General features: G+C 60.9%; 17 protein-coding genes and 2 tRNA genes. 2 read left to right on the forward strand and 17 right to left on the reverse strand.

Annotation, left to right across the window (positions count from 1 at the left end):
- Nucleotides 1-80 precede the first annotated feature (80 nt).
- From dxr to rpsB, 7 genes are all read right to left on the reverse strand, one after another.
- Entirely contained in the window at nt 81-1,406 is a 1,326-nt protein-coding gene (gene dxr / locus HMPREF2842_RS07330) for a 1-deoxy-D-xylulose-5-phosphate reductoisomerase (RefSeq protein WP_070643847.1), read from the reverse strand.
- Between the two features lie 172 nt (nt 1,407-1,578).
- Nucleotides 1,579-2,166: a cell division protein DivIVA gene (locus tag HMPREF2842_RS07335; RefSeq protein ID WP_012903944.1), complete on the reverse strand. Its 588-nt coding sequence runs from the start codon at nt 2,164-2,166 to the stop codon at nt 1,579-1,581.
- Between the two features lie 203 nt (nt 2,167-2,369).
- Nucleotides 2,370-3,278: a phosphatidate cytidylyltransferase gene (locus HMPREF2842_RS07340; protein ID WP_049356008.1), complete on the reverse strand. Its 909-nt coding sequence runs from the start codon at nt 3,276-3,278 to the stop codon at nt 2,370-2,372.
- 6 nt (nt 3,279-3,284) lie between these two features.
- Nucleotides 3,285-3,842: a ribosome recycling factor gene (frr, locus tag HMPREF2842_RS07345; RefSeq protein WP_049350195.1), complete on the reverse strand. Its 558-nt coding sequence runs from the start codon at nt 3,840-3,842 to the stop codon at nt 3,285-3,287.
- A 295-nt stretch (nt 3,843-4,137) separates the two neighbouring features.
- Entirely contained in the window at nt 4,138-4,881 is a 744-nt protein-coding gene (pyrH, locus tag HMPREF2842_RS07350) for a UMP kinase (RefSeq protein ID WP_005507067.1), read from the reverse strand.
- A 195-nt stretch (nt 4,882-5,076) separates the two neighbouring features.
- Nucleotides 5,077-5,907 (reverse strand): translation elongation factor Ts, encoded by an 831-nt coding sequence (tsf, locus tag HMPREF2842_RS07355; protein WP_005508816.1) that lies wholly within the window; start codon nt 5,905-5,907, stop codon nt 5,077-5,079.
- A 152-nt stretch (nt 5,908-6,059) separates the two neighbouring features.
- Nucleotides 6,060-6,857, reverse strand: a complete 798-nt coding sequence (gene rpsB, locus HMPREF2842_RS07360) for a 30S ribosomal protein S2 (protein ID WP_005508818.1) — start codon at nt 6,855-6,857, stop codon at nt 6,060-6,062.
- Between the two features lie 744 nt (nt 6,858-7,601).
- Here rpsB and HMPREF2842_RS07365 point away from each other — a divergent pair.
- Entirely contained in the window at nt 7,602-8,042 is a 441-nt protein-coding gene (locus tag HMPREF2842_RS07365) for a M23 family metallopeptidase (protein WP_070644317.1), read from the forward strand.
- Nucleotides 8,043-8,168: 126 nt separating this feature from the next.
- On the opposite strand, the gene HMPREF2842_RS07370 is transcribed toward HMPREF2842_RS07365, so the two are convergent.
- From HMPREF2842_RS07370 to HMPREF2842_RS07415, 10 genes are all read right to left on the reverse strand, one after another.
- Nucleotides 8,169-10,403 carry a flagellar motor protein gene (locus tag HMPREF2842_RS07370; protein WP_239663454.1) on the reverse strand — a complete coding sequence of 745 codons (2,235 nt, stop codon included), beginning with the start codon at nt 10,401-10,403 and terminating at the stop codon, nt 8,169-8,171.
- A gap of 10 nt (nt 10,404-10,413) precedes the next feature.
- Nucleotides 10,414-11,400 (reverse strand): hypothetical protein, encoded by a 987-nt coding sequence (locus tag HMPREF2842_RS07375; RefSeq protein WP_049355095.1) that lies wholly within the window; start codon nt 11,398-11,400, stop codon nt 10,414-10,416.
- 235 nt (nt 11,401-11,635) lie between these two features.
- Nucleotides 11,636-11,709 (reverse strand) — tRNA-Ile (locus HMPREF2842_RS07380).
- A 109-nt stretch (nt 11,710-11,818) separates the two neighbouring features.
- Nucleotides 11,819-13,024, reverse strand: a complete 1,206-nt coding sequence (locus HMPREF2842_RS07385) for a glycosyltransferase (RefSeq protein ID WP_070616824.1) — start codon at nt 13,022-13,024, stop codon at nt 11,819-11,821.
- 325 nt (nt 13,025-13,349) lie between these two features.
- Nucleotides 13,350-14,222, reverse strand: a complete 873-nt coding sequence (locus tag HMPREF2842_RS07390) for a phage holin family protein (protein WP_005508823.1) — start codon at nt 14,220-14,222, stop codon at nt 13,350-13,352.
- Nucleotides 14,223-14,985: 763 nt separating this feature from the next.
- Nucleotides 14,986-15,058 (reverse strand) — tRNA-Asn (locus HMPREF2842_RS07395).
- A gap of 215 nt (nt 15,059-15,273) precedes the next feature.
- Nucleotides 15,274-17,400 carry a DNA primase gene (dnaG, locus tag HMPREF2842_RS07400; protein WP_070643850.1) on the reverse strand — a complete coding sequence of 709 codons (2,127 nt, stop codon included), beginning with the start codon at nt 17,398-17,400 and terminating at the stop codon, nt 15,274-15,276.
- Nucleotides 17,401-17,538: 138 nt separating this feature from the next.
- Entirely contained in the window at nt 17,539-18,705 is a 1,167-nt protein-coding gene (gene dusB, locus HMPREF2842_RS07405) for a tRNA dihydrouridine synthase DusB (RefSeq protein WP_049355088.1), read from the reverse strand.
- A gap of 258 nt (nt 18,706-18,963) precedes the next feature.
- A complete protein-coding gene (locus tag HMPREF2842_RS07410) occupies nt 18,964-19,941 on the reverse strand; it encodes a GNAT family N-acetyltransferase (protein ID WP_005508826.1) in 978 nt (325 codons plus the stop codon).
- 128 nt (nt 19,942-20,069) lie between these two features.
- The gene (locus tag HMPREF2842_RS07415; protein ID WP_005507052.1) at nt 20,070-21,449 is read right to left on the reverse strand and encodes a glycine--tRNA ligase; all 1,380 of its coding nucleotides are present in this window, start codon (nt 21,447-21,449) and stop codon (nt 20,070-20,072) included.
- A 232-nt stretch (nt 21,450-21,681) separates the two neighbouring features.
- On the opposite strand from HMPREF2842_RS07415, the gene HMPREF2842_RS07420 reads away from it, so the two are divergent.
- Nucleotides 21,682-21,897, forward strand: coding sequence for an RNA-binding S4 domain-containing protein (locus tag HMPREF2842_RS07420; protein WP_005507051.1), 216 nt, complete (start codon nt 21,682-21,684; stop codon nt 21,895-21,897).
- Nucleotides 21,898-22,173: the final 276 nt, after the last annotated feature.

A 22,173-nucleotide genomic window follows, 5' to 3' on the forward strand; every position in this document is an offset into this window, starting at 1 on the left:
GTGCCCCTGTAGGAACGAGGACGAACACCAGCCCCTCCACGCCCCATCCCATAGAAATGCGAATACCGCCTCAGAACCGGTTAGTTGCCGGTCATGCCCAGCAGCTCATTCGCGCGAACGCGAGCCCAACGCTCCGCGTTCAGCACCGCCTCCAGCGTCAAATCAGCGTCAGAAACAGCCTCAGCACTGCCGGTGTGCTCCTCCAGCACGCGTGCCACCGAGTCGACAATGTCGGTAAAGCGAATCGCGCCCGCGTGGAATGCTGCGACGGCTTCCTCATTGGCGGCGTTGAACACTGCCGGGTGCGTGCCGCCGACCTTACCGGCGTCCTTAATCATGCGCACGGCGGGGAATGCTTCCTCGTCCAGCGGTTCAAAAGTCCAGGATGCAGCCTTCGACCAGTCACAAGCAGGCACGGCGCCGGGAATGCGGTGCGGCCAGGTCAGACCCAGCGCGATGGGCAGAACCATGCTCGGCGGGGACGCCTGCGCAATGGTCGATCCGTCCACGAACTGCACCATGGAATGCACGATGGACTGCGGGTGAACCGCCACGTCAATACGGTCCAGGTCCACGCCGAACAGGTGGTGCGCTTCAAGCACTTCGAGTGCCTTGTTGACCATGGTTGCCGAGTTGGTGGTGACGACCAGGCCCATGTCCCAGGTGGGGTGTGCAAGCGCCTGCGCGGGGGTCACGTCGTGCAGCTGTTCACGCTTGTAGCCGCGGAACGGGCCGCCCGATGCGGTGAGGATGAGTCGGTCGATTTCTGTGTCGGTTCCGGAGGCGAGCGCCTGCGCGAGGGCGGAGTGTTCGGAGTCGACGGGCACCATGGGGGTGTTCAGGGGGGATGCATCGACGGCGGCGCGTACGAGCGGGCCGCCTGCGATGAGGGATTCCTTGTTGGCGAGTGCCACGCGGTAGCCGCTGTTGAGGGCGGTGAGGGTCGGTTCCAGGCCGATGGAGCCGGTGATGCCGTTGAGGACGGTGTCTGCCGGGTGTGCTGCCGCCTGTACGGAGGCTTCGGCGCCGTGGGCGATTTGCGGGGTGTAGCCGGTGGCGCCTGCTTCGGAGGCTGCCGCCTCGATGAGGTCGCGGAGGCGCTGCGCGTCGTCTGCGGTGCCGCTGGTGGCGACCAGTTCGGCGCGCACGTGTACTGCCTGGCGTGCGAGCAGTTCGAGGGATCGGGAGCCTGCGGAGAGGGCGACGACCTTCAGCGGTGCGTCGTCGGCGGAGGCGCTGGTGCCCTTGAGCGCGGCGAGGTGGTCGATGACTTCCATGGCTTGGGTGCCGATGGAGCCGGTTGAGCCGAGGAGGGTGACGCGCTGCGGTGCGCGGGTGAGTTCTGTGAGGGCGTCGGTGAGGCGGTCGCGGCTGCCGCCGACGCGTGCTGAGGATCCAAACTTCATGGTTCTAGTGTCTCATGAGCTCGCGGGTACGTTCGGGTACTGGCGCCGCCTCTCATGTTAGAAGGCCCAGCGTAGATGAACCCCAGCATAGATGAGCCCCAGCTTAGAAGACCCCAGCGCAGAAGAATCCCCCACCCTGTCATACGGGGCGGGGGATTCAACACTTCACGTTTTAGAGCAGGTCCTGCAGCAGCTCAATGCAGCGGTCCAGGAAGGCGTCCACCTGGGATTCCTCGTAGCTGACGGTGCCCGAGGCGGGGCGGAACTTTGCGTGGCGCACCACGGAGGGGTCCAGCGGCTCCTCGCTGTTGAGCTGGGCGTACACGCGGTCGCAGATGGCGTCCACGTCGCCGACGAAGTAGCCCATGTGGCGGCGCTTGCTGGGGCGGCGGAAACGCTCACCGGCGGGGCGTTCCAGGCGGCCTGCGAGCAGCTCGCCGGTCTCTACGAGGGAGCGTTCCCAGTTGTCCAGGCCGTACGCCTCAATGTAGCGGCTGCGTTCGAGCTTGGCGAAGCGTTCCTCAATCTTTTCGAGGGCGCGGTCGACCACGTCCAGCTGGTAGCCGCCGGGTTCTTCGCGGAAGACGACCTGGCGGATTCGTCGGGAGGTGTAGAGGTCTTCGGGCAGTTCGGCGGCTCCGCTGAGCTTCTCGTAGTCCTCGGCGAGGCGGGTGAACAGGCGGTCTACTTCACTGCGCTTGTAGCCGGGTTCGGTTTCTGCTGCACGGGCAAATCCGCCTCCGTGGGTGGTGCTTGCCAAGGTGGGCTCCTCTCGACGATTGAACTTTAAGAATACCAATGCGCAGGCTACCTGGTGCAAGGTGGGCGGGCGGCGTCTTAGATATAGCCTTTTACGCCTCTATTCACCGGGTACAGCGAAAGCGGGCACAGCAAAGGCGGGGCGCCCCTCCCCCATTCGTGGGAAGAAACGCCCCGCCTCCATAAGCGATAAAGCTTGAAGCTTTAGAGCGGCATAATAAACCGGAAAATCAGGCAGCCAGCCGCCGCAGCAAAAAGAATCGAATCCAGGCGATCCATCATGCCGCCGTGACCGGGCAGAATATTCGACATGTCCTTCACACCCATACGGCGTTTGAACACGGACTCGACCAGGTCACCGGCAGTCGAAGCGACCACCATGACCGCCGCCAGCGGAATAGCCCAATACCAGGGCGAACCCATGACCGCCAAGGCGATAGCGCCAACAACTGCCGAGCCGACGAAGGAACCAGCCAGACCCTCCCAGCTTTTCTTCGGGGAGATCTTCGGCGCCATCGGGTGCTTACCCCAATTCACACCGGCAATAAAGCCGAACGTGTCATTGCAGATTGCCATCAGCAGAATCATGAGGATGCCGCGCTCGCCGTGGTCCGTCTGGAAGTAGACCATGGCAATACCCAGCATCAGCGGCACCCACAGCAGAGCCAGGGCGCTACCGCTCAAAGACTTACCCAGTGAGACCTGACGGTCAGCACGCACGAGAGCAGAAGAGAGCAGCAGCGCCAGCAGGCTCACCGCCAGGGCGATGCCCAGCCCGGTAAAACCGAACAGGTAGGACACCACCACAATTGCGCCAGACAGGGCACCCAGCAGGTATTCCGGGATGCCGTAGCCGCGGCGGGTGTTGAGCACGTGCCCAATTTCCCAGGCGCCCAAAGCTGCCGCGCCGGTAGCGATCGCAACAAAAACCGGCTGGTAAATCAGGCCCAGCACCAATAGCACGCCGAAACCAACGCCCACACTAATGGCGGCGGGCAGGTTACGGCCAGCTTTGGCGCTGCGCGACTTCACCGGCGTTGCAGCGGTCTGCGGGCTCGGCTGTGGAGCAGGCGGCGCGCCTCTCTCTTCTTTCGCTTCTTTGCGTGTACTCATTAGGGTTTAGACCTCGAGCAGTTCAGCTTCCTTGTGCTTGTACAGTGCGTCGACCTGGTCGATGTGCTTCTTGGTCTGTGCGTCCAGTTCCTTCTCAGCACGTGCGCCTTCGTCTTCACCGATTTCGCTGTCCTTGACCAGCTTGTCAATAGCGGTCTTAGCGTGGCGGCGAACGTTACGGATGGAGATACGAGCCTCTTCAGCCTTGTGGTTGACGAGCTTGGTGTATTCCTTACGGCGCTCAGCGGTCATTTCGGGCATGACAACGCGGATAGCTGCACCGTCGTTGCTGGGGTTAACACCCAGGTCGGAGTCACGCAGAGCCTTCTCGATAGCTGCCAGTGCGGTCACGTCGAAGGGAACGATCTTGACGGTACGTGCGTCCTCAACGTTGAAGGACACCAGCTGCTGCAGCGGGGTCGGTGCACCGTAGTAGTCGGCGGTCAGGCCGCTGAAGATTGCGGGGTTCACACGACCGGTGCGGACCTTAGCGAACTCAGTTTTGGTTGCTTCGATGGTCTTTTCCATCTTCTCGCCGGCTTCGGCAAGGATTTCTTCGATCACGAAAGGATCTCCTTTGTCGGTATTCTGGGGTACCAGAATTGTCGGTGGGTGCGCGTTCAGCCTTCATGATTTCCCTACCGGTTCGCGGCGCATCCGAGGCGAAAACCTTACGGATACCGCGAAGTCGATGGGAAAGAGGCAGAACGTCGTATTTGATATAAGTCTAGACGGTACCGGCGGGCATAAGCGAGTTTTAGCGCTTACCCGCGCGGTACCGTCCAGAATAAGTCCGCGCTATCGAGCACGGTCACAATCAGAGGGGCATCAAACATGCCCCGGCCTAGAAAATTAGGCGTTAGCGAGTAACGAGGGTACCCATCTTCTCGCCCAGAATCGCGCGGGTCACGTTACCCTCACCCTGCATGCCGAACACGCGCATGGTCACGTTGTTGTCACGGCACAGGGAGAACGCGGTCTGATCCAGCACGCGGATGTTGCGCTGCATTGCCTCATCGTAGGTGAGGTTGTACAGGCGCTCAGCGTTGGGGTCCTTGTTCGGGTCAGCAGTGTAGATGCCGTCCACGCCGTTCTTAGCCACCAGAACCTCATCTGCGTGGATTTCCAGGGCGCGCTGAGCAGCCACAGTGTCGGTGGAGAAGTAGGGCAGACCCGCACCAGCACCGAAAATCACGACGCGGTCCTTCTGCATGTGGCGAATCGCGCGGCGAGGAATGTAAGTCTCAGCAACCTGCGGCATGGTGATAGCCGACTGAACGCGGGTGTCAATACCCTCCTGCTCCAGGAAATCCTGCAGAGCCAGGGAGTTCATCACGGTGCCGAGCATACCCATGTAGTCTGCACGGGAGCGGTCCATACCCGCCTGAGAGAGTTCAGCGCCGCGGAAGAAGTTGCCGCCACCAATCACGATGGAGGTCTCAACCTCGCCAACAGTTGCGGCGATCTGCTTAGCGATGCTGCGCACGACCTCGGTAGAAATACCGACTTCACCGCCACCAAAAACCTCACCGGAAAGCTTGAGCAAAACGCGGCGGCGGCCGGTTTCGTCACGGTGCATCGGGCGGGGATTCGCTTCAGTCATGGTTCCTCCAGTGGCTTACCTAGGGATTGTTATAGGTGATCGGGGCGGGCTCCTGCCGCCTAGTCCTTATCAAGGATACAGCAAAGCCGGGTAGCCACCAGTGGTGACTACCCGGCTTCAGGCTATAATCCCAACCTCATACGATTTCCCTTACCGGGAACCCGCAATACGGGAGGGCAGAACTGCAGCGAGTCCTTATGCGCCCACGCGGAAACGTGCGAATGCGGTAGCGGTTGCGCCAGCCTCGGACAGAACCTGTGCGACAGACTTCTTGGAGTCCTTCGCGAAGTCCTGATCGAGCAGGGTGTTCTCCTTGAAGAAGCCCTTCAGGCGACCCTCAACGATCTTGTCCAGAATCTTCTCGGGCTTGCCCTCAGCGATTGCGGTCTCGCGAGCAACGCGCTTCTCGGTCTCAATCTGGTCTGCGGGGATGGACTCGGAATCCAGGTACTTGGGGCTCATTGCAGCAATGTGCACTGCAACGTCGTGTGCGATCTCGTCGGTGTTCTCACCGGAGACAGCCAGCAGAACGCCAACCTGTGCCGGCAGGTCCTTGGAGGTCTTGTGCAGGTAAACTGCAACGTTCTCGCCCTCAACGCGTGCAACGCGGCGGACAACGATCTTCTCGCCGAGCAGTGCACCAGCGTCGGTGGTCAGCTCCTCAACGGTCTTGCCCTCGTAGGATGCAGCCTGCAGCTCTTCCAGGGTGGAAGCGTTAGCAGCAATAGCAGCCTCGAGCACGTTCTGGCCGAAAGCGATGAAGGGGTCGGACTTTGCCACGAAGTCGGTCTCAGAGTTGACCTCGATCATGTAGCCAACGCCGTTCTCAACGCGTGCAGCTACCAGGCCCTCAGCGGTTGCGCGACCCTCGCGCTTGGTGATGCCCTTCAGACCCTTAACGCGGATGATCTCAGCAGCCTTCTGCTGGTCGCCGTTAGCCTCGTCCAGAGCCTTCTTGACGTCGAGCATACCTGCGCCGGTCTTCTCGCGCAGTGCCTTGATGTCTGCTGCGGTGTAGTTCGCCATTGTGAACTCCTTGTGTTGCTGTAATAAATCGGGATGACATCCCGGTGGTACAAATGGCGGACGGCGCCGCGCCCAGGTCAGGGCGGGCGCCGTCCGAACGTGGTCCCCGCAGGGGGGGCCACAAAGCATAAAGCTTAGTGGGCTAAGAAAGCTTACTTAGCAGCCTCTTCAGCCTGTGCAGCCTCGTGCTGCTCCAGGAGCTCGCGCTCCCAAGCTGCCATGGGCTCCTCAGCTGCTTCAGCCTTGCCGTTCTTCTTAGCGTTGCGCTCGATCAGGCCGGCTGCCACTGCGTCAGCAATCACGCGGGTGAGCAGGTTGACGGAGCGGATAGCGTCGTCGTTACCGGGGATCGGGAAAGCAACCTCGTCGGGGTCGCAGTTGGTGTCGAGGATAGCAACAACGGGGATGCCCAGCTTCTGAGCCTCGTTAACTGCCAGGTGCTCCTTCTTGGTGTCAACAACCCACAGGAGGGAGGGAACCTTGGACAGGTTGCGGATACCGCCGAGGGTCTTCTCGAGCTTCTCGAACTCGCGACGCATGAGGAGCAGTTCCTTCTTGGTGTAGCGAGAACCTGCTACATCGTCGAAGTCAATCTGCTCGAGTTCCTTCATGCGCTCGATGCTCTTGGAGATGGTGCTGAAGTTGGTCAGCATACCACCGAGCCAGCGGTGGTTCACGTAGGGCATGTTCACGCGGGTTGCCTGCTCAGCGATAACTTCCTGAGCCTGCTTCTTGGTACCCACGAACAGGATGTTGCCACCGTGTGCGACGGTCGACTTAACAGCCTCGTATGCCTTGTCGATGAAGGCGAGGGACTGCTGCAGGTCGATGATGTAGATGCCGTTGCGCTCGGTCAGGATGAAACGCTTCATCTTGGGGTTCCAACGGCGGGTCTGGTGACCGAAGTGAACGCCGGAGTCCAGCATTTCACGCATAGTTACGACGGGCATGTCGTCTCCTTTGTGGTGCCGCGCGGACCTCCCATTCGGGCTAGCCCAACGCGCGCATAGTAGTTATCAGTTTTTCCTGGCGGCGGTTAGCGTTCACGGTTACCCGTTCAGCTCAGGCCCTAACCACCCCGTGTGGGTGGACCGAAGGTCCCTTATCGGCTCCCCGTTTGAGGATGCCGCTCACGCCGCGCGTCGTCAGTGATACTGTGCGGAACCCCCTCGAAGAGGGAGAATACCCGCGCAGGCACACTGCAATACGACATTGTACCGTATATTCCGCGATTAATCCGCCGGATTAGGGTTAAAACCTGCACAGGCGCGGCGGGTGTGTGCAGGGGCACTGTGGATAAAGGATTTTAAGGCGAAAACAGCGGGGTTATCCACAATTTTTCGTGAGGTGCCGCGGGGCGGGGCAATTCGTGATGTGCTCAGAAGATGAAGCAGAACATGATGACATTAGCGACAACGCTACGGCGCGCGATGCTGACGGCGTGCTGCCTGCTGGGTGCACTTGTGAGCGCGGGCGGGCAGGGCTACACGGGTGGGCAGAGCTACGCGGGCAGTCAGGGTTATTTGGGCAGTCAGGGTTATTCGGGCTGGCTCAGTTTTACAGGCGGGGCAGGGTTTACTGACGGTGCCATCTCAAGTGCACAAGCTCCCAGCAGCGCACACGTTCCCCACACCGTTGAGCTCACCGCGAGCCGACTACGCTACCGCTCCCCCACCGCCGAATCCAGACCGCGGGTGATCCACCCCTTTGAGAAGCCCGCCCAACGCTGGAGCGCCGGGCACCGCGGCGTAGACCTTGCCGTACCCGAGAACGACCGGCACGTCTACGCACCGGCACCGGGAAAAGTGGTTTTCAGCGGCACGGTCGTCAACCGCAAAGTGTTGGTCATTGCGCATCCGGATGGGCGGCGCAGCACCTTCGAACCCATGGACGAAGCACTCCCGGTCGGCACCACCGTTACAGCCGGTGAGGTCATCGGCACCGTCGCAGGCGCGGCGGGCGGCAACAGCGAGCGCCCCTACCGGCGATGCTCCACCCCCTGCCTGTACTGGGGCGTACGACAGGGAGGCACCCGTGGGGACGGCAGCGGCAAGGACGCCGAGTACATCAACCCCATGAGCCTGCTGGGCTCGAAGGAACCAAGCATTCTGCTACCCGTGCCGGGCGGATATTAGGTGGCGAGTACTCGCGCTGGCAGTCATTGGGTACGGCTGTGGCCCGTCACCTCCCCAAAAGGAGGCAACGGGCCACAGGAGCCAGTCTAGGTTGTGCTCACTAGCGTAGGTGCTAGAGGCAGCTACTTACTGGAGGACGTCACCGTCATCAGCACCGAACTGGTTCGGCTGTACAGGCTGCTGAGCAGTCTGACCGGGCTGAACCTGCTGACCGGGCTGAGTAGGCTGAACCGGCTGTGCAGGCTGTGCGGTCTGCGCGGCCTGCGCATCGTACGCAGGCATTGCCTTGGTCGGTTCATTCTCACCGTAGTTCAGGCCGTGCTGCGGGGTGAATACCTGAGTCGGCGAATCGTCACCCGCAGCGTAGGCGGTGTTCTGCGCCGGGTAGCCGCCCTGTGCCTGGTAACCGGGCTGAGCAGCGTAACCACCCTGTGCCGGGTAACCATTCTGAGCTGCGTAACCACCCTGTGCGTCAGCCTGGGTTGCACCGTAACCGGTCGCAACACCAGCCGCCGCACCCAGTGCAGCAGCCGAAGCGGCACGACGCTCACGGCCCTTCGCACGAGCCGCCGCAATCTTCTTGCGGAACAGGAAGAGCAGAATCAGGATGAGCAGTAGCAGACCCACAATAACCGCGTCCACGATTACGTCAGTCATGCTCAGACCTGACACCGGAACAGTCAGACCGGAGGTGCTACTGACACCACGGTCAGTCTTGACGCTCAGCTCGCCACCGTTCACGGTGAGCTGCACGTGCTGAGAGTTCTTCGCGAGGCTGTTCGCGGCATCTACCTTCTGCTGGTCCAGCGAGGAGAAGGTCGGCGCCTTGAAGGTGAACTCGAAGGGAGCGGAGTAGTAGTTACCCAGCTTTGAAGAGAGCTTGATTTCAGGGGTCACCGTGTAGTCGGAGCCGAAGGGGTGGTATCCGCCGGGGCGGGTCACGGTTACCTTCGAATCGGGCAGGTACTCGTTCAGACGCTGGTTGAACTCGTTCTGGTCCTTACCGCGAACCTTCACGCTCACGATGGTGGAGTCGCCGTCCTGACGGACCTCGGTCTCGTCATTGCTGCCGCCTGCGAAAACGTCCTTGAGCTTCTGCTCAGCGCCTGCAACATCCTCGGTCGGGAATGCGTAGAGGAAACGCGCTTCCATGGAACCATCCAGGCCCAGGGAGGTAGCGACCTTCATGCTCTTCATCTCGATCTGGCGCGAAGAAACACGGTCAACCGCGATGAGAGTACTGCTGCCGCCCGAACGGGAGGAGCTAGCGCGGCCCTCGGGGTCAACCATGTAGGACTTATCGTTGCTGTCCACGATGGTCAGGGTCAGGCCATCACCGTTCGGGGAGCACAGCAGGGAGCAGTCCAGCAGACCCGAAATCTTCTTCTGAACGGTAAAGTTGTTGTCCTTCGCCACTACCTCACGGCTGGCGGAGAAATCGGTGCTGCTTGCGCCAAACAGCTTCTTGAGACCGCTGCCCAGGTCCTCAATCGAAGAAGCGCTAAAGGTCAGGGTACGACCCACTTCTTCCTTCGCACTGGCGGTCGATGCGGAAGGAGCGTATGCCTTCGCCTGCGAGGACTCCAGACCCTTCTTCAGCTCGGAGCCCTCAGGCTTGACCTGGTTCAGGTAGGCGTCGACCGCCGAGGCGGTCTCGGTGTTCATGATTTCCTTCGCGACGAAGGAAACCATCACGGAGTAACCGCCGTCCTTCTCCTTCACGTCAAGAATGACGTTACGGAAACCGCGGTCCTGAACATCCTTCGCAGAAATCTTAGAACCACCGGAGTTCTTCACTTCCTTCTCGCCAAACTTCACAGTGGTTTCATCGCTGCTGCTGAGGACGCTGTTCTTATTAGAAGCAGACACCACACCATCCACGACCAGCGCTTCCGGAAGCCAGCCCAGCAGGTCGCCAGAGCTGAAGTTTTCCTTCACCTGGATACCCTGCACCAGGCCCTGGTCAGAGTTGATGATGCTGATCTGCGGCTTGATGTCGGAGCCCGAAGCCTTCAGCAGAGAGGTCACCTTGGAGTGGTATTCGTCCACGGAGGAGAAGGAGACCTTGAAGGTCGCACGAGCCTTCTCGCCCTCAGACTGAATACCTTCGTACTCCATGCCCTCGGGCAGGTGCTTACGAACGGACGCATCCAGCGCCTGGGTGCCGCCCTTAACCTTGTCCTGGTTATCCTTCATGTTGAAGGAAACCAGAATCGTACGAGTACCCTTCTCGGCGCTCTCAAGACCCAGCTGGGTCTCAATCTTCGCGCTGCAGGCACTCAGAATCAGCGCTGCAATGGTCAGCAGAACCGCCAGGAACATCCAGCGCTGACGAGCCGGTGCAGCCGGGGTATGAGTCATCGCGTGCATTCTAGGCTCCCATCAGGCGAATAGCCACGTAGTAAACAACCATGGATGCCAGAACCCATGCGGTGCTCAGCGCCGCGTGCATGATAATCGGGGACTTCGCGAAGCGGCCCAGACGGTTCAGGCCCAGGTAGGTCAGAGCCTCACCCGAGAACACCGCAAAAGCAAGCACCAGAACCATGAGCATGGTCAGGAAGAACGCGCCGTCACCGCTACGGGTGAGGCGCAAGAAGAACACGAGCAGGTTCAGCAGCAGGAACGAAGGAATCAGCACCAGAGAAGACACCGACACAGCATGCATACTCGCGGTGAAGGACGCCGGCGCCTTGCCAATGCGCGCGGTCAGCTGCAGCTGCACACCGCGCAGAACCTGCACGCCGAAGATGGCGAGAGCCATCAGCACGTACGCCAGAATCATGCGTCCGGTCGGCACAGCCTGTGCGGCGTAGGCACCACCGTAGGCGGCACCACTTCGGCCACCAAACATGTAGCCCAACATGGACATCATGACAACCGCCGCCAGAATTACCAGCTGGCTGAAGAAGAACGCGCCCACTAGCGCCTGCAGAGTCGTGGGAACAATCCAACCCCACGCACCTGCGGAAGAGATGCGAGCGTGCGCGGTCGCCGGGTTGCTGGAGAAAACGTCCAAGAACGCGTTCCAGGTAGCACCCAGTGCCTTCACCGCCGGATGCGGTGCGCTCGGCGCATAGGTTGCCTGGCCGGGCTGACCCGGCTGCGCAGCACCGGGCTGAGCAGTACCGGGCTGGGGCGCCTGCTGCGACTGAACGGGCTCAGGCTGAACGGGCTGCTGAGGTGCTACCGGTGCGGCAGGCTGAGCAGCATTACCCGGCTGGCTCGACTGCACGGGCTGGCTCGGCTGAGCAGCCTGGCCCGGAAGCGAAGCGTCCTGCGCGGGGTGTGCGCCGGCGTCGTAGCCGTAGCCTCCGGCTACACCCTGCGACGGGTTGTTGGGAGTGTTCTCCGACATTGAGATCCTCTCGTATGGTGTGTGGAAGCAACACCGCCAGCAGAATCGGCACCTACCGGCAGCATCGCCCTGCCTTTCGTGACAAGACCCTTCAACCCTACCCTATCGAGAACTATGATGCGTCTTCGTTCGTCATTTACCCATTTTCATCACCGTTGATGCATTCCATGCACGAAAATAGGGCGCGAAAAAGCCCCGCCCGCCGACAAGTGGGTGAAGTCGACGGGCGGGGCCGTAGGGAGTGCGGGGCTCGAACCCGCGACCAAGGGATTATGAGTCCCCTGCTCTAACCGGCTGAGCTAACTCCCCATCCGGTGCAGTGACGGCGCGCAATGGGCGCCAGCACCATCCTCTAGAGTACCTGAACAGCGACTGAGAACGAAAAACGCTCAATCAACTACTCAGCACCTAAAGAAGCTTATCGGCGCGAATCCAGGTAACGCTGGTACGGAGCGTCGCTCACGTACAGTTCCTCGAAGGTACGCCAGGTGTTCTCAGCGCTGTGGAAGCCCACGATGCGGCGGGACTCGCGACCCATCTGCTCACGCTCGGCGGCGGGCAGGGAGAGCACAGCCTCCAGCTTCTTCGCCAAATCCTGAGCGTTATTGGGTTCGAAGAGGTAGCCGTTCACACCGTCCTCCACCAGGTGCGGCAGAGCCAGCGCGTTCGCAAGCACCACGGGGGTGGAGGCGCTCATCGCCTCCAGAGAGACCAGGGACTGCAGCTCGGCGGTACCGGGCTGGCAGAACACGTCAGCCATCTGGTACACCTCGGGCAGATGCTCATCCGGAACGAAGCCACGGAAAATCACACGGTCGGACACGCCGCAATCGTGTGCCTTCTGCTCGAGAGCCTCACGCAGCTCGCCGCCACCAGCGATATCCAGCACCACGTGCTCGAGGGTATCGGGCAGCAGGGAGAGCGCCTCGATGAGCACGTCCACGTTCTTCTCTTCGGCAAGGCGACCCACGAAGGCAATACGCAGCTCACCGGGAACCTTGCCGGCGTCTGCTCCCTCAGGCAGCTCGTAGTCGCTGATTTCAATACCGTTAGAAACCGGCATGACGGGGCGGTCAAAATGACCCAGGTCGCGCATCGCATCCGCACCGATCTGGGTGGGGGTGGTAACGACCGCAGTCTTGGAGAAGCAGAAACGCATGTCCTTCCAGGTGACCTTCTCAATCACACGCTTCACGGGATCGGGGAAGGGCAGGAACGGATCAAGGTTTGCCGGCATGAAGTGGTTGGTTGCGATAACGCGGATACCGCGGCGCTTCGCCTGGAAAATCAGGGCTCGGCCAATAATGTAGTGGCACTGCACGTGCACCACGTCCGGGCGGACCTCGTCAAGGATTGCACCAACCTCGGACCAGATCTCCCAGGGCACGCAGATGCGGTTCGTCTCGTGGGTCGGAGGCAGGTGCGAGCGCAGGCGGTGCTCCACGATGCCACTCTCTACTTCGGTGCGGTAGCTGGGGCCGGGGATGGGGCTGGCGGCGACCACGTGCACGGAGTGACCTCGCTTGAGCATGGAGGTGGCGAGGCGGTGACCGAATTGTGCTGCACCGTTGATGTCCGGCGGGTAGGTTTCTGCGCCAATCAGAATCGTCTTTGCCTGTTCCATGACGGGGCTCCTCATCGGGGTGTAGTGTGTCGGTGACTTTGGGGTTTCGGGTGCGACGGTGCGCCGCTTCTACCTCTGTCTGCCGCGTGCACCGGGTGGGTCCAGTACGTACAGCACTTGTCTATTCTACCTGTGAGCTGCGTCCTTCTCCGACTTATGGTGGGCGGCTTTGGCTGGGAGTTACCTCTAAACCTCCCGTTGAAACAGAAGCCGGCAACCTGCCTGTAGACGCACAAACGCCCCGATACGAGTATCGGGGCGTTTGGACGCTTGGCGTTAAACCTGTGCCGGTTTTAGCGGCGACTGGGTTTATGGTGTACCGGGTTTAGCGGCGTACCAGGCGGTTCAGGAAGTGCAGGACGGTTGCAATGGATGCGCCCAGTGCTGCGAAGGACTTCCAGCGTGCCTGCAGAACCTCGGGCTTGCGCACGTTCTCTGCCAGGCCGCGGCCGGTAGCTGCTGCACCTGCGGCAACCTCGGAGGGCACTGCCTTGAGAGCGTCCAGAGCCTGCTGGGTGTTGTTCTGAACGTCGCCGGTGTAGGACTGCAGGTCGTCGCGCAGGGCTGCCAGATGCTGGCGGCGTTCTGCGGTGCGCTGCTTGAGCTCTTCGAAGGTCGGCGGCTTGGGCTCTTCCTCACCGCGTGCCTTGCGCTCTTCAGCTTCCTGACGTGCGCGTTCTGCTGCTTCTTCAGCTTCCTTAGCCTTCTGCTCTGCACGCTCTGCCTGTTCCTTCTTCAGGCGCTCAGCGGACATGGCGGTACCTTCCTTGAGTACGCCGAGGTCGAAGAGCAGACCGAAGATTGCGGATTCGGGCTTGAACGGCAGCTGAGCCTTAACCTTCTTCAGACCGACCAGGGCGCAGATTGCCAGGACGATGAGGAAGATGAGGGCGAAGACCAGCGCGGATGCCCAGTAGGGCATGACGGTGCCGAGGCCGAGGATTGCTGCGGCGACCAGCGCAATGATCAGGAACAGACCGAAGACTGCTGCGACGCCGAAGAAGGCTGCGCCCTTACCAACGGCGATGCCCTTGGTCTTCAGCTCGTGCTTTGCAATCTGGATTTCGTCCTTGACCTGGCTGGGTCCGAGGGTCTTGAAGGTTTTGCCAGCGTCGATGATGTTCGCGACGCCGGACTTAATCCCGCTAATGCCAGCAAAGAAACGCTTAGGTGCCTTGGGATTAGTAGTAGTGGTCATGACCACCTCTCCGTGACGTGTTTTTGGAGGCTTCTTTTTCGCACTCCACCTCCTATAGTTTAGCCCCTTATGATACCTCCGCGTGACCGTTTGGGCGGGGGTTTGCACTATCTCTTCAGGTATTTTCGACTTTCTGGAGGTTGTGTTGAGCTGCAGGCGTAGGTTTCTGGGTTTGGTTGCGCCTGTGGATTTGCTCTGGAGTAGGCGTAAGAGGATGCCGATGCGCCGCTCCCCCGCTACGCGCCGAGTGGGCGTGTGGTTGATGTGGGTGGGGAACTTTCCTGTGCGTTAGACTTCACATTTTTGCAGGGTACATTTTTACAGGGTGAAGTATCTTTGCCTCGCCGGGGGCGTAAGCCCAAGGGGTTGCTGGTTCACGACTTGGGGAGAACGTTCCGACTGGACTCGATACAGCGGGGTGAAGATTTTCCGAGCGCGCGAGGAACCAAAAATCTCAACCACCCCGTATGCCACTGTTGCGCTGGACTCGACACAGCGGGGTGACGGTTTTTCCGAGCGCGCGAGGAAGTAAAAAACCGTTATCCCGCCGAGGGCGTTAGCCCGAGGGGTTGCTGGTTCACGACTTGGGGAGAACGTTCCGACTGGACTCGAACTAGCGAGGCGAAGATTTTCCGAGCGCGCGAGGAAACAAAAATCTTTGCCTCGCCGAGGGCGCAAGCCCGAGGGGTTACTGGTTCGAGTCAGAGGAACGTATATAGCAAGAACCCCCGAGGCTTCGCCTCGGGGGTTCTTGCTATATTTGCTCCCCCGACTGGACTCGAACCAGTAACCCTTCGATTAACAGTCGAATGCTCTGCCAATTGAGCTACGGGGGATTATTTTGTTTTCGTTGCTGGTTTCCCTTGCAACGAGTAATAACTATACCGGGGCTGTTTGGGCTCCGCAACTTGAAATGCTATGAAGTGCATCACTTTTGGGGTGTGTGGTTGGTTTGGGTGGTGAGGGAGGCTTCTACCCCGCGGTATTCCCCGGCAACCTGCAGAACACAGGACATTCGGCAGGTAGCCGGGGCGTTCACAAGGAGCCGTACTTAGCCGCGCTGTGCGCTGAGCTGGCGGCGGCGCATTTCCAGCTCGAGGAGCTGACGCTGTACCGCTTCGAACTCTTCGTCGTCGGGGTTTGCGCTGAGCTGCTCTAGGCGCATCATCAGGTCGGATTTTTGGCGGGCAATCTGCTGTTCAAACAGGGCATTGAGTGCGCCAGTCACAAAACCGGGCAGACGCTCAGCGCTGCTGACCGGTAGCGGTGAGACGGCGAGCTCCGCGATGGCGGGATGTACGCCCTCCACAGCGCCGGAGCGCACGCAGTTAATCCATTCGATGCCGGGGGTGGGCGCCATGACGGTTGCCGCGTGAATAATGCCGGCGGCCACCTCACGGTGGGTGCGGTAGCGGAACTGCACGGTGGCGAGGTTACGCCACTGTTCCACACTGATGAGCTCGGGGTGCTGCAGGGCAATCTCGAGCGCCGCCTTTTCGAGGCGGGCAACCGGGTCGCGCGGGTCGGGGGTGAGGAATTCCTCAACGGCGGGGGCGGTCACCTCCGGCTGGGGTGCGGCGGGCTGAATGCTGCTCGGCGGGTGCGCGGCAGCGTTCTGACCGGCGTAGGCACTGGGTGCGGCGTGGTCTTCTGGTGGCGGTGCGTCGTAGGCGGGGTCGTAGGGCGCGTCAGCATGAACTGCGCCCTGAGCACCCGCGTAACCCGGCGCGCCCACGTAACCCTGAGCGCCCGCATAGCCCGGCGTGCCCGGCACTCCCTGCGGCCCCTCGTTCAGACGCTCGTAACGCGGCGCGGCTGCGGGAGCCTCCGCCTGCTGGGAGCGAGAAAGCTTCGGGTGGTTCTGCGCATATGCCACGGCACGCTGAATCTCGTCAAGCTCCAGACCGAGCTGACCGGATACCTTACGCATGTAGGCGGGGCGCAAGTCGCGGTCCCTGATGCCGGCAATAATCGGGGCGATAGCGCGCATCGCCAGCACACGGCCCTCAAGGGTCGCCAAATCGTACTTGGCGAGGGTCGAATCAATCGCAAACTCGAAGAGCGGGCGGCGCGAAGCGATCAGCGAGCGCACGGCGGCGTCGCCCTTGTGTAGGCGCAGGTCGCAGGGGTCCATGCCGTTCTCGGCAACCGCCACGAAGGTCTGCGCGACGAAGCGCTGGTCCTCCTGGAATGCGGCCATGGCGGCTTTCTGGCCTGCGGCGTCACCGTCGAAGGTGAAGATGATTTCGCCGCCGGAGCCGTCGTCGGTAATCATGCGGCGCACCATCTTGATGTGGCCGGGACCGAACGCGGTGCCGCAGGTGGCAACGGCAGTGGTGATGCCGGCGAGGTGTGCCGCCATAACGTCCGTGTAGCCTTCCACAATGACGACCTGCTTAGTCTTGGTCATATCGCGTTTTGCCAGGTCAATGCCGTAAAGCACCTGGGATTTCTTGTACAGCTGCGTCTCGGGGGTGTTCAGGTATTTGGGGCCCTGATCGTCGTCAAAGAGACGGCGGGCACCGAAACCGATGGTTTCACCGGCAATGGTGCGAATCGGCCAGATGATGCGGCCGCGGAAGCGGTCGTACAGGCCGCGGTTGCCCTCCGAGAACATACCGGTCGCCTTCAGCTCCTCATCCGTGAAGCCCTGGGAGCGAAGGTGCTTGAGCAGGTGGTCCCAGCCGCGCGGGGCGTAGCCGACACCGAACTTGCGGGTTGCGGCGGGGTCGAAACCGCGGGCGCCGAGGAAGCGCTGCGCCTCCTGAGCATCAGCGCTGTAGAGGTTGCGTTCGAAGAACTCGGCGGCCATCTTGTGCGCGTCGAGCAGGCGGCGGCGCATACCCGCCTCGTAGCGGTCGCCGGGCTTACCGCCCTCATAGTGCAGGGTGTAACCAATACGGGCGGCTAGACGCTCCACCGTCTCAACGAAGCTGGTGTGTTCCATCGCCATGACGAAGGAGTACACGTCACCGGATTCACCGCAGCCAAAGCAGTGGTACGAACCGACCTGCGGGCGCACATTGAAGGAGGGCGTGCGCTCGTCGTGGAACGGGCACAGCCCCTTGAAGGTGCCTATACCGGCGCTTTTGAGGCTCACATAGCCTTCAATGATTTCGCGGATATCGGTACGGGCGCGGACTTCGTCAATGTCTTCTTTGCGGATTAATCCAGCCATAAACTCAATTCTACGGTGAGGGTCAACAGGTAGCCTCTGCAGGCGTTGCAGGAGCGGCAACATAGCGCGCGAACAGGCTCATAAAAAGGATGCGCCGCGACGCGCAAACAGCACGCCGCGGCACACAAGTACAGGGGTTTAGCCGCCGGAAATATCCAGCTCAGCCTCCGCCAGGCCCAGACGCTCAGCATCCCCCAGGATGCGCGAATCCAGCCAGCCATCGGGCAGGTGCGGTTGCTTGGGGCTGCCGGCGCGACCGCGCGAGCCCTCCACGGCGGCACCCGGGTAACCAATCGAGTGGTCCAGCTGAGCAATCAGCTCACGGAAGGTCGCCAGGTCGGGCACCTGGGCCATCTTCGCACGCAGCTCGCCACCGACCGGGTAGCCCTTGAAGTACCACGCCACGTGCTTGCGGATCTCGCGCAGGCCTCGGGTCTCATCGCCGAAGGTTTCCACCAGCAGTTCTGCGTGGCGGTAAATCATGTCCGAAACCTCAGTCAGGGTCGGTCGGATACGCTCCGACGAACCCTCAAACGCATTCTGCAGGTCGCCAAACAGCCACGGGCGACCCTGGCAGCCGCGACCAATCACGACGCCGTCCACGCCGGTCTGCTCAACCATGCGCACCGCATCCTCAGCGGAGAAAATATCGCCATTACCCAGGATCGGCACATCCGGAATCAGCTCGCGTAGCTGCGCAATCGAATCCCAGTCAGCCTTACCCGAATAATGCTGAGCCGCAGTACGACCGTGCAGGGCAATCGCCGCAACACCGGCATCACGCGCAATCTTGGCGGATTCCAAGAACGTAATGTGGTCATCGTCGATGCCCTTACGCATCTTAATGGTCAGCGGAATATCGTTGCGGGATGCTTCCTTCACCGCGGTCTGCACAATCGCAGTGAACAGGTCAGTCTTCCAGGGCAGGGCGGCACCGCCACCGCGGCGAGTCACCTTAGGAGCCGGGCAGCCAAAGTTCAAGTCAATGTGGTCTGCACGGTCCTCTTCAACGACCATGCGCACAGCCTTACCGACGTTGACCGCGTCCACACCGTAAATCTGGATGGAGCGGATCTTCTCGTCCGGGTCATGCTCAATAATGCGCATGGACTCGGGCTTACGCTCCACCAGGGCGCGCGCAGTCACCATTTCGGTAACGTACAGGCCGCCGCCATATTCACTGCAGAGGCGGCGGAAAGCCTTATTGGTCACGCCAGCCATCGGGGCGAGAACCACGGGAGTATCAACGGTCAGATTGCCCAGTTTCAGGGGCGGAAGGGTAAGACGGGGTGCTTCAGAATTCACCCCTATATTGTGGCATACGGGGGCAAATCGAGAACCGGACTCAGCTGACGGGGTACAGAGGCACAGCACAGGCGGATTTTTTGGAGGCGCCCCGCGGCGGTAGCGGCGGCGAGCGCAGGCACGCGAAAGGGGCAGCACACAAAAGGGGCGGGGAAGCATTCCACTCCCCCGCCCCTTTCAGCAAGAGTCAGCCAGCAGGCTCGGTACCGCGAATCTATTTGGGAACCTACAAACCTACTCGAGAATCTACTCTCGAACCTACTCCGTCACGTAAATATAGGTCGGGTCGCCCTCCACCGAAGCGGTACCGGCACGCAGTAGCACGTCGGTTACCTGAACCAGCGCCTCCATGGCGTCGTCAACCTCAACCAGCACCGGGTACTTAGCGCTCAGCAGGGACAGCACCTGCATGATTGCCTCCACGGCACCTTCATTATCGAAGTCGTAGCCCAGCAGCAACTCCGTGGCGGTCTTCTCATCCACCAGCGCCGCCTCCGGGTCAGTCTCGAAGGGGTGGTAGCTCACCGCAAACGCAACAATCGGGCCCTTCTTACCCTCAGCAGCAGCCTCACGAATATGGTCACGAAGCACCACGGCACCAAAGGCACGCACCTCATCCGAGAGGAAATAGCGGTTCACGGTGCCCAAACCCACCTCGGCGGGAACATCCCACTCGTGGGCGCGGCGGTAGAAATCCCACAGCGCGGCGGTCAGCTCAACCGAACCGGTCGCCAAATCCTCAATCGCCTGAGTCTCGTTACCGTCAGCGTCCTCACGCAACGACACCGGAGGAATCGCCCCCGGCTCCACACGCACCATACGGGAACGCTGAACCAGCTTCATACCAGTAGCCTGCGCGAACTCCTCACCGTCACTAAACGGCGACAGCTTCACACGCAAAGCAGTCGTCTGACCGTGCGCCGCCGCAATCTCACGCAGCGCATCCAGCAGGGCAGTACCAATACCCTGACGGCGGTGATCAGCCGCGACCTCCACATACGACCACAAACGCGTCGGATGCAGCAGCGAAGCAACCACAGTACCCGCAGCCACCGGCACACCAGAAACAGTCACCACCAGGGTACGGCTAAACGGCGCGTCACTGTCCGGGCCGAAAAGGCCACGCTGGCGCTCCTCAACCTCATTACGGGCAGAGTTCCAAATCTCAAGCAGGGCAAGGTCATCACCCTCCTGCCAAGGACGAATCTCAAATTTTTCGCTGAGGCGTTCAGCCATATCCGTGCACCTTTCCTTCGCTCGCGTCAAACGTGCCAATCAGTCTAACCAGGGTAGCCCAAATACACGACGGCGGGTAGCCTCTTTCGCTCTAAGAGGCTACCCGCCGACCATGTTATAAATTATTTTTAGCCTGCCAGGCGTGCAGCCAGGTAAGACTTCACCTGATCCAGAGCCACACGCTCCTGGTTCATGGTGTCGCGCTCGCGGATGGTCACAGCCTGATCCTCAAGAGTGTCAAAGTCCACGGTGATGCAGAACGGAGTACCGATCTCATCCTGGCGGCGGTAACGGCGACCAATAGCGCCCGCCTCGTCGTAATCCACGTTCCACAGGCCACGCAGCTCGTTCGCCAGCTTGGTTGCGGGCTCAGACAGTTCAGCCTTCTTGGACAGCGGCAGAACAGCAGCCTTCACCGGTGCCAGGCGCGGGTCGAGCTTCAGCACGACGCGCTTATCCACGCCACCCTTAGTGTTCGGTGCCTCATCCTCGACGTATGCGTCAACAAGGAACGCCATCATGGAGCGGGTCAGACCAAAGGACGGCTCAATCACGTACGGCACGTAACGCTCACCGGTAGCCTGGTCGAAGTACTCAAGCTTCGCGTTGGAGTGCTCGTTGTGCACACCCAGGTCGTAATCGGTACGGTTCGCAACGCCCATCAGCTCGCCCCACTCGGAACCCTGGAAGCCGAAGCGGTACTCAACGTCAATAGTGCCAGCCGAGTAGTGTGCACGCTCCTCCTTAGGAACGTCGAAGCGGCGCATGTTATCCGGGTTAATACCCAGGTCAACGAACCAGTTCCAGCAGTCCTCAACCCACTCATTGAAGTACTTATCAGCGTCATCCGGGTGCACAAAGTACTCAATTTCCATCTGCTCGAACTCACGAGTACGGAAAATAAAGTTACCGGGAGTGATCTCGTTACGGAACGACTTACCGATCTGGCCAATACCGAACGGCGGGCGCTTACGAGAAGCAGTGACCACATTGTTGAAGTTCACGAAAATACCCTGAGCGGTCTCCGGGCGCAGGAAGTGCAGACCCTCCTCATTATCAACCGGGCCCAGGTAAGTCTTCATCAGACCGGAGAAGTTCTGCGGCTCAGTCCACTCACCACGAGTACCACAGTTCGGGCAAGCAATCTCTTCCATGCCCTCAGCCGCGCGGCCCTTCTTCGCCTCAAAGTTCTCCAGCAGGTGATCCTGACGCAGACGCTTGTGGCACGACAGGCACTCAACCAGCGGGTCGGTGAAGGTCGCCACGTGACCGGACGCCTCCCACACCGCACGAGGCAGAATAACAGAGGAGTCCAGGCCAACCATGTCCGCACGAGAGCGGACGAAACGCTGCCACCACTGCTGACGGATGTTTTCCTTCAGCTCTGCACCGAGGGGGCCGTAGTCCCATGCGGAGCGGGAACCGCCGTAAATTTCACCGGCCTGGAAAACAAAGCCGCGGCGCTTCGCGAGCGCAATAACGTTATCGAGGGTGGACTTTTCAGCCATAGTTACTCCTTCTGCCCCGCCACCGGCTGTGACGTGCGTGAGTTCGGGTTCATAAGGGACGCGACCCAGAACGGGGCGCCCGTATTCGCGCTCATCGGCGCAATATGCACACTTTTTGATGCAAGACACTAGGGTACCATCACCACCCCACCCCTGGGTATGCCTACCCGGCCCACCACACCCCCATTTTTGCCGGACACCAGTATGCACCCGGCGGGATAAACTAGAGAGCATGGAAGAAATTTTTATTCGCGACGACATGATCCGCCTCGGCCAGTTCCTCAAGCTCGCCAACCTCGTAGAGGACGGCGCGCAGGCACGCGAGGTCATTCAGCACGGCCTGGTCAAGGTCAACGGCGACATTGAGGAAGCACGCGGCAAGCAGCTGCACCCCGGCGACACCGTGACTCTCAACGGCGTGACGGTGAAGGTTGCGCACGAGGACTAGTCCTCTCTCTGCTTGGTTAGGGCTACAGGCGAGGGGCAGTGACCGTCCTCGTTCCTCCCCTCACTAAGCAGGGGCGGGGCGCCGCATATTTCCTCCGCGCCTACGCAGGGGCACCCGTCACCCGGACGCTCCGCTTCCTCCTCGCTCCGCATCGGAGAGCGTCCGGGCTGACACCCTGAGGGCGCATCCGGAAAACACGGCCGCACCCGCACAGCACCCCAGCGCGGAAAGGCGGTATCGTCCGAAAGTGACATCAGGGTGCCCGAAGCGAAGCGA

Source organism: Rothia sp. HMSC069C10, from assembly GCF_001812205.1.
GTDB lineage: Bacteria > Actinomycetota > Actinomycetes > Actinomycetales > Micrococcaceae > Rothia > Rothia mucilaginosa.

Coding starts and splice junctions, on each gene's coding strand:
- HMPREF2842_RS07375 (WP_049355095.1), bottom strand. CDS start 11,400: ATGTCGGAGAACACTCCCAACAACCCGTCGCAGGGTGTAGCCGGAGGC.
- HMPREF2842_RS07410 (WP_005508826.1), bottom strand. CDS start 19,941: ATGGCTGAACGCCTCAGCGAAAAATTTGAGATTCGTCCTTGGCAGGAG.
- HMPREF2842_RS07385 (WP_070616824.1), bottom strand. CDS start 13,024: ATGGAACAGGCAAAGACGATTCTGATTGGCGCAGAAACCTACCCGCCG.
- HMPREF2842_RS07420 (WP_005507051.1), top strand. CDS start 21,682: ATGGAAGAAATTTTTATTCGCGACGACATGATCCGCCTCGGCCAGTTC.
- tsf (WP_005508816.1), bottom strand. CDS start 5,907: ATGGCGAACTACACCGCAGCAGACATCAAGGCACTGCGCGAGAAGACC.
- rpsB (WP_005508818.1), bottom strand. CDS start 6,857: ATGCCCGTCGTAACTATGCGTGAAATGCTGGACTCCGGCGTTCACTTC.
- dnaG (WP_070643850.1), bottom strand. CDS start 17,400: ATGGCTGGATTAATCCGCAAAGAAGACATTGACGAAGTCCGCGCCCGT.
- HMPREF2842_RS07370 (WP_239663454.1), bottom strand. CDS start 10,403: ATGACTCATACCCCGGCTGCACCGGCTCGTCAGCGCTGGATGTTCCTG.
- pyrH (WP_005507067.1), bottom strand. CDS start 4,881: ATGACTGAAGCGAATCCCCGCCCGATGCACCGTGACGAAACCGGCCGC.
- HMPREF2842_RS07415 (WP_005507052.1), bottom strand. CDS start 21,449: ATGGCTGAAAAGTCCACCCTCGATAACGTTATTGCGCTCGCGAAGCGC.
- HMPREF2842_RS07340 (WP_049356008.1), bottom strand. CDS start 3,278: ATGAGTACACGCAAAGAAGCGAAAGAAGAGAGAGGCGCGCCGCCTGCT.
- HMPREF2842_RS07390 (WP_005508823.1), bottom strand. CDS start 14,222: ATGACCACTACTACTAATCCCAAGGCACCTAAGCGTTTCTTTGCTGGC.
- dxr (WP_070643847.1), bottom strand. CDS start 1,406: ATGAAGTTTGGATCCTCAGCACGCGTCGGCGGCAGCCGCGACCGCCTC.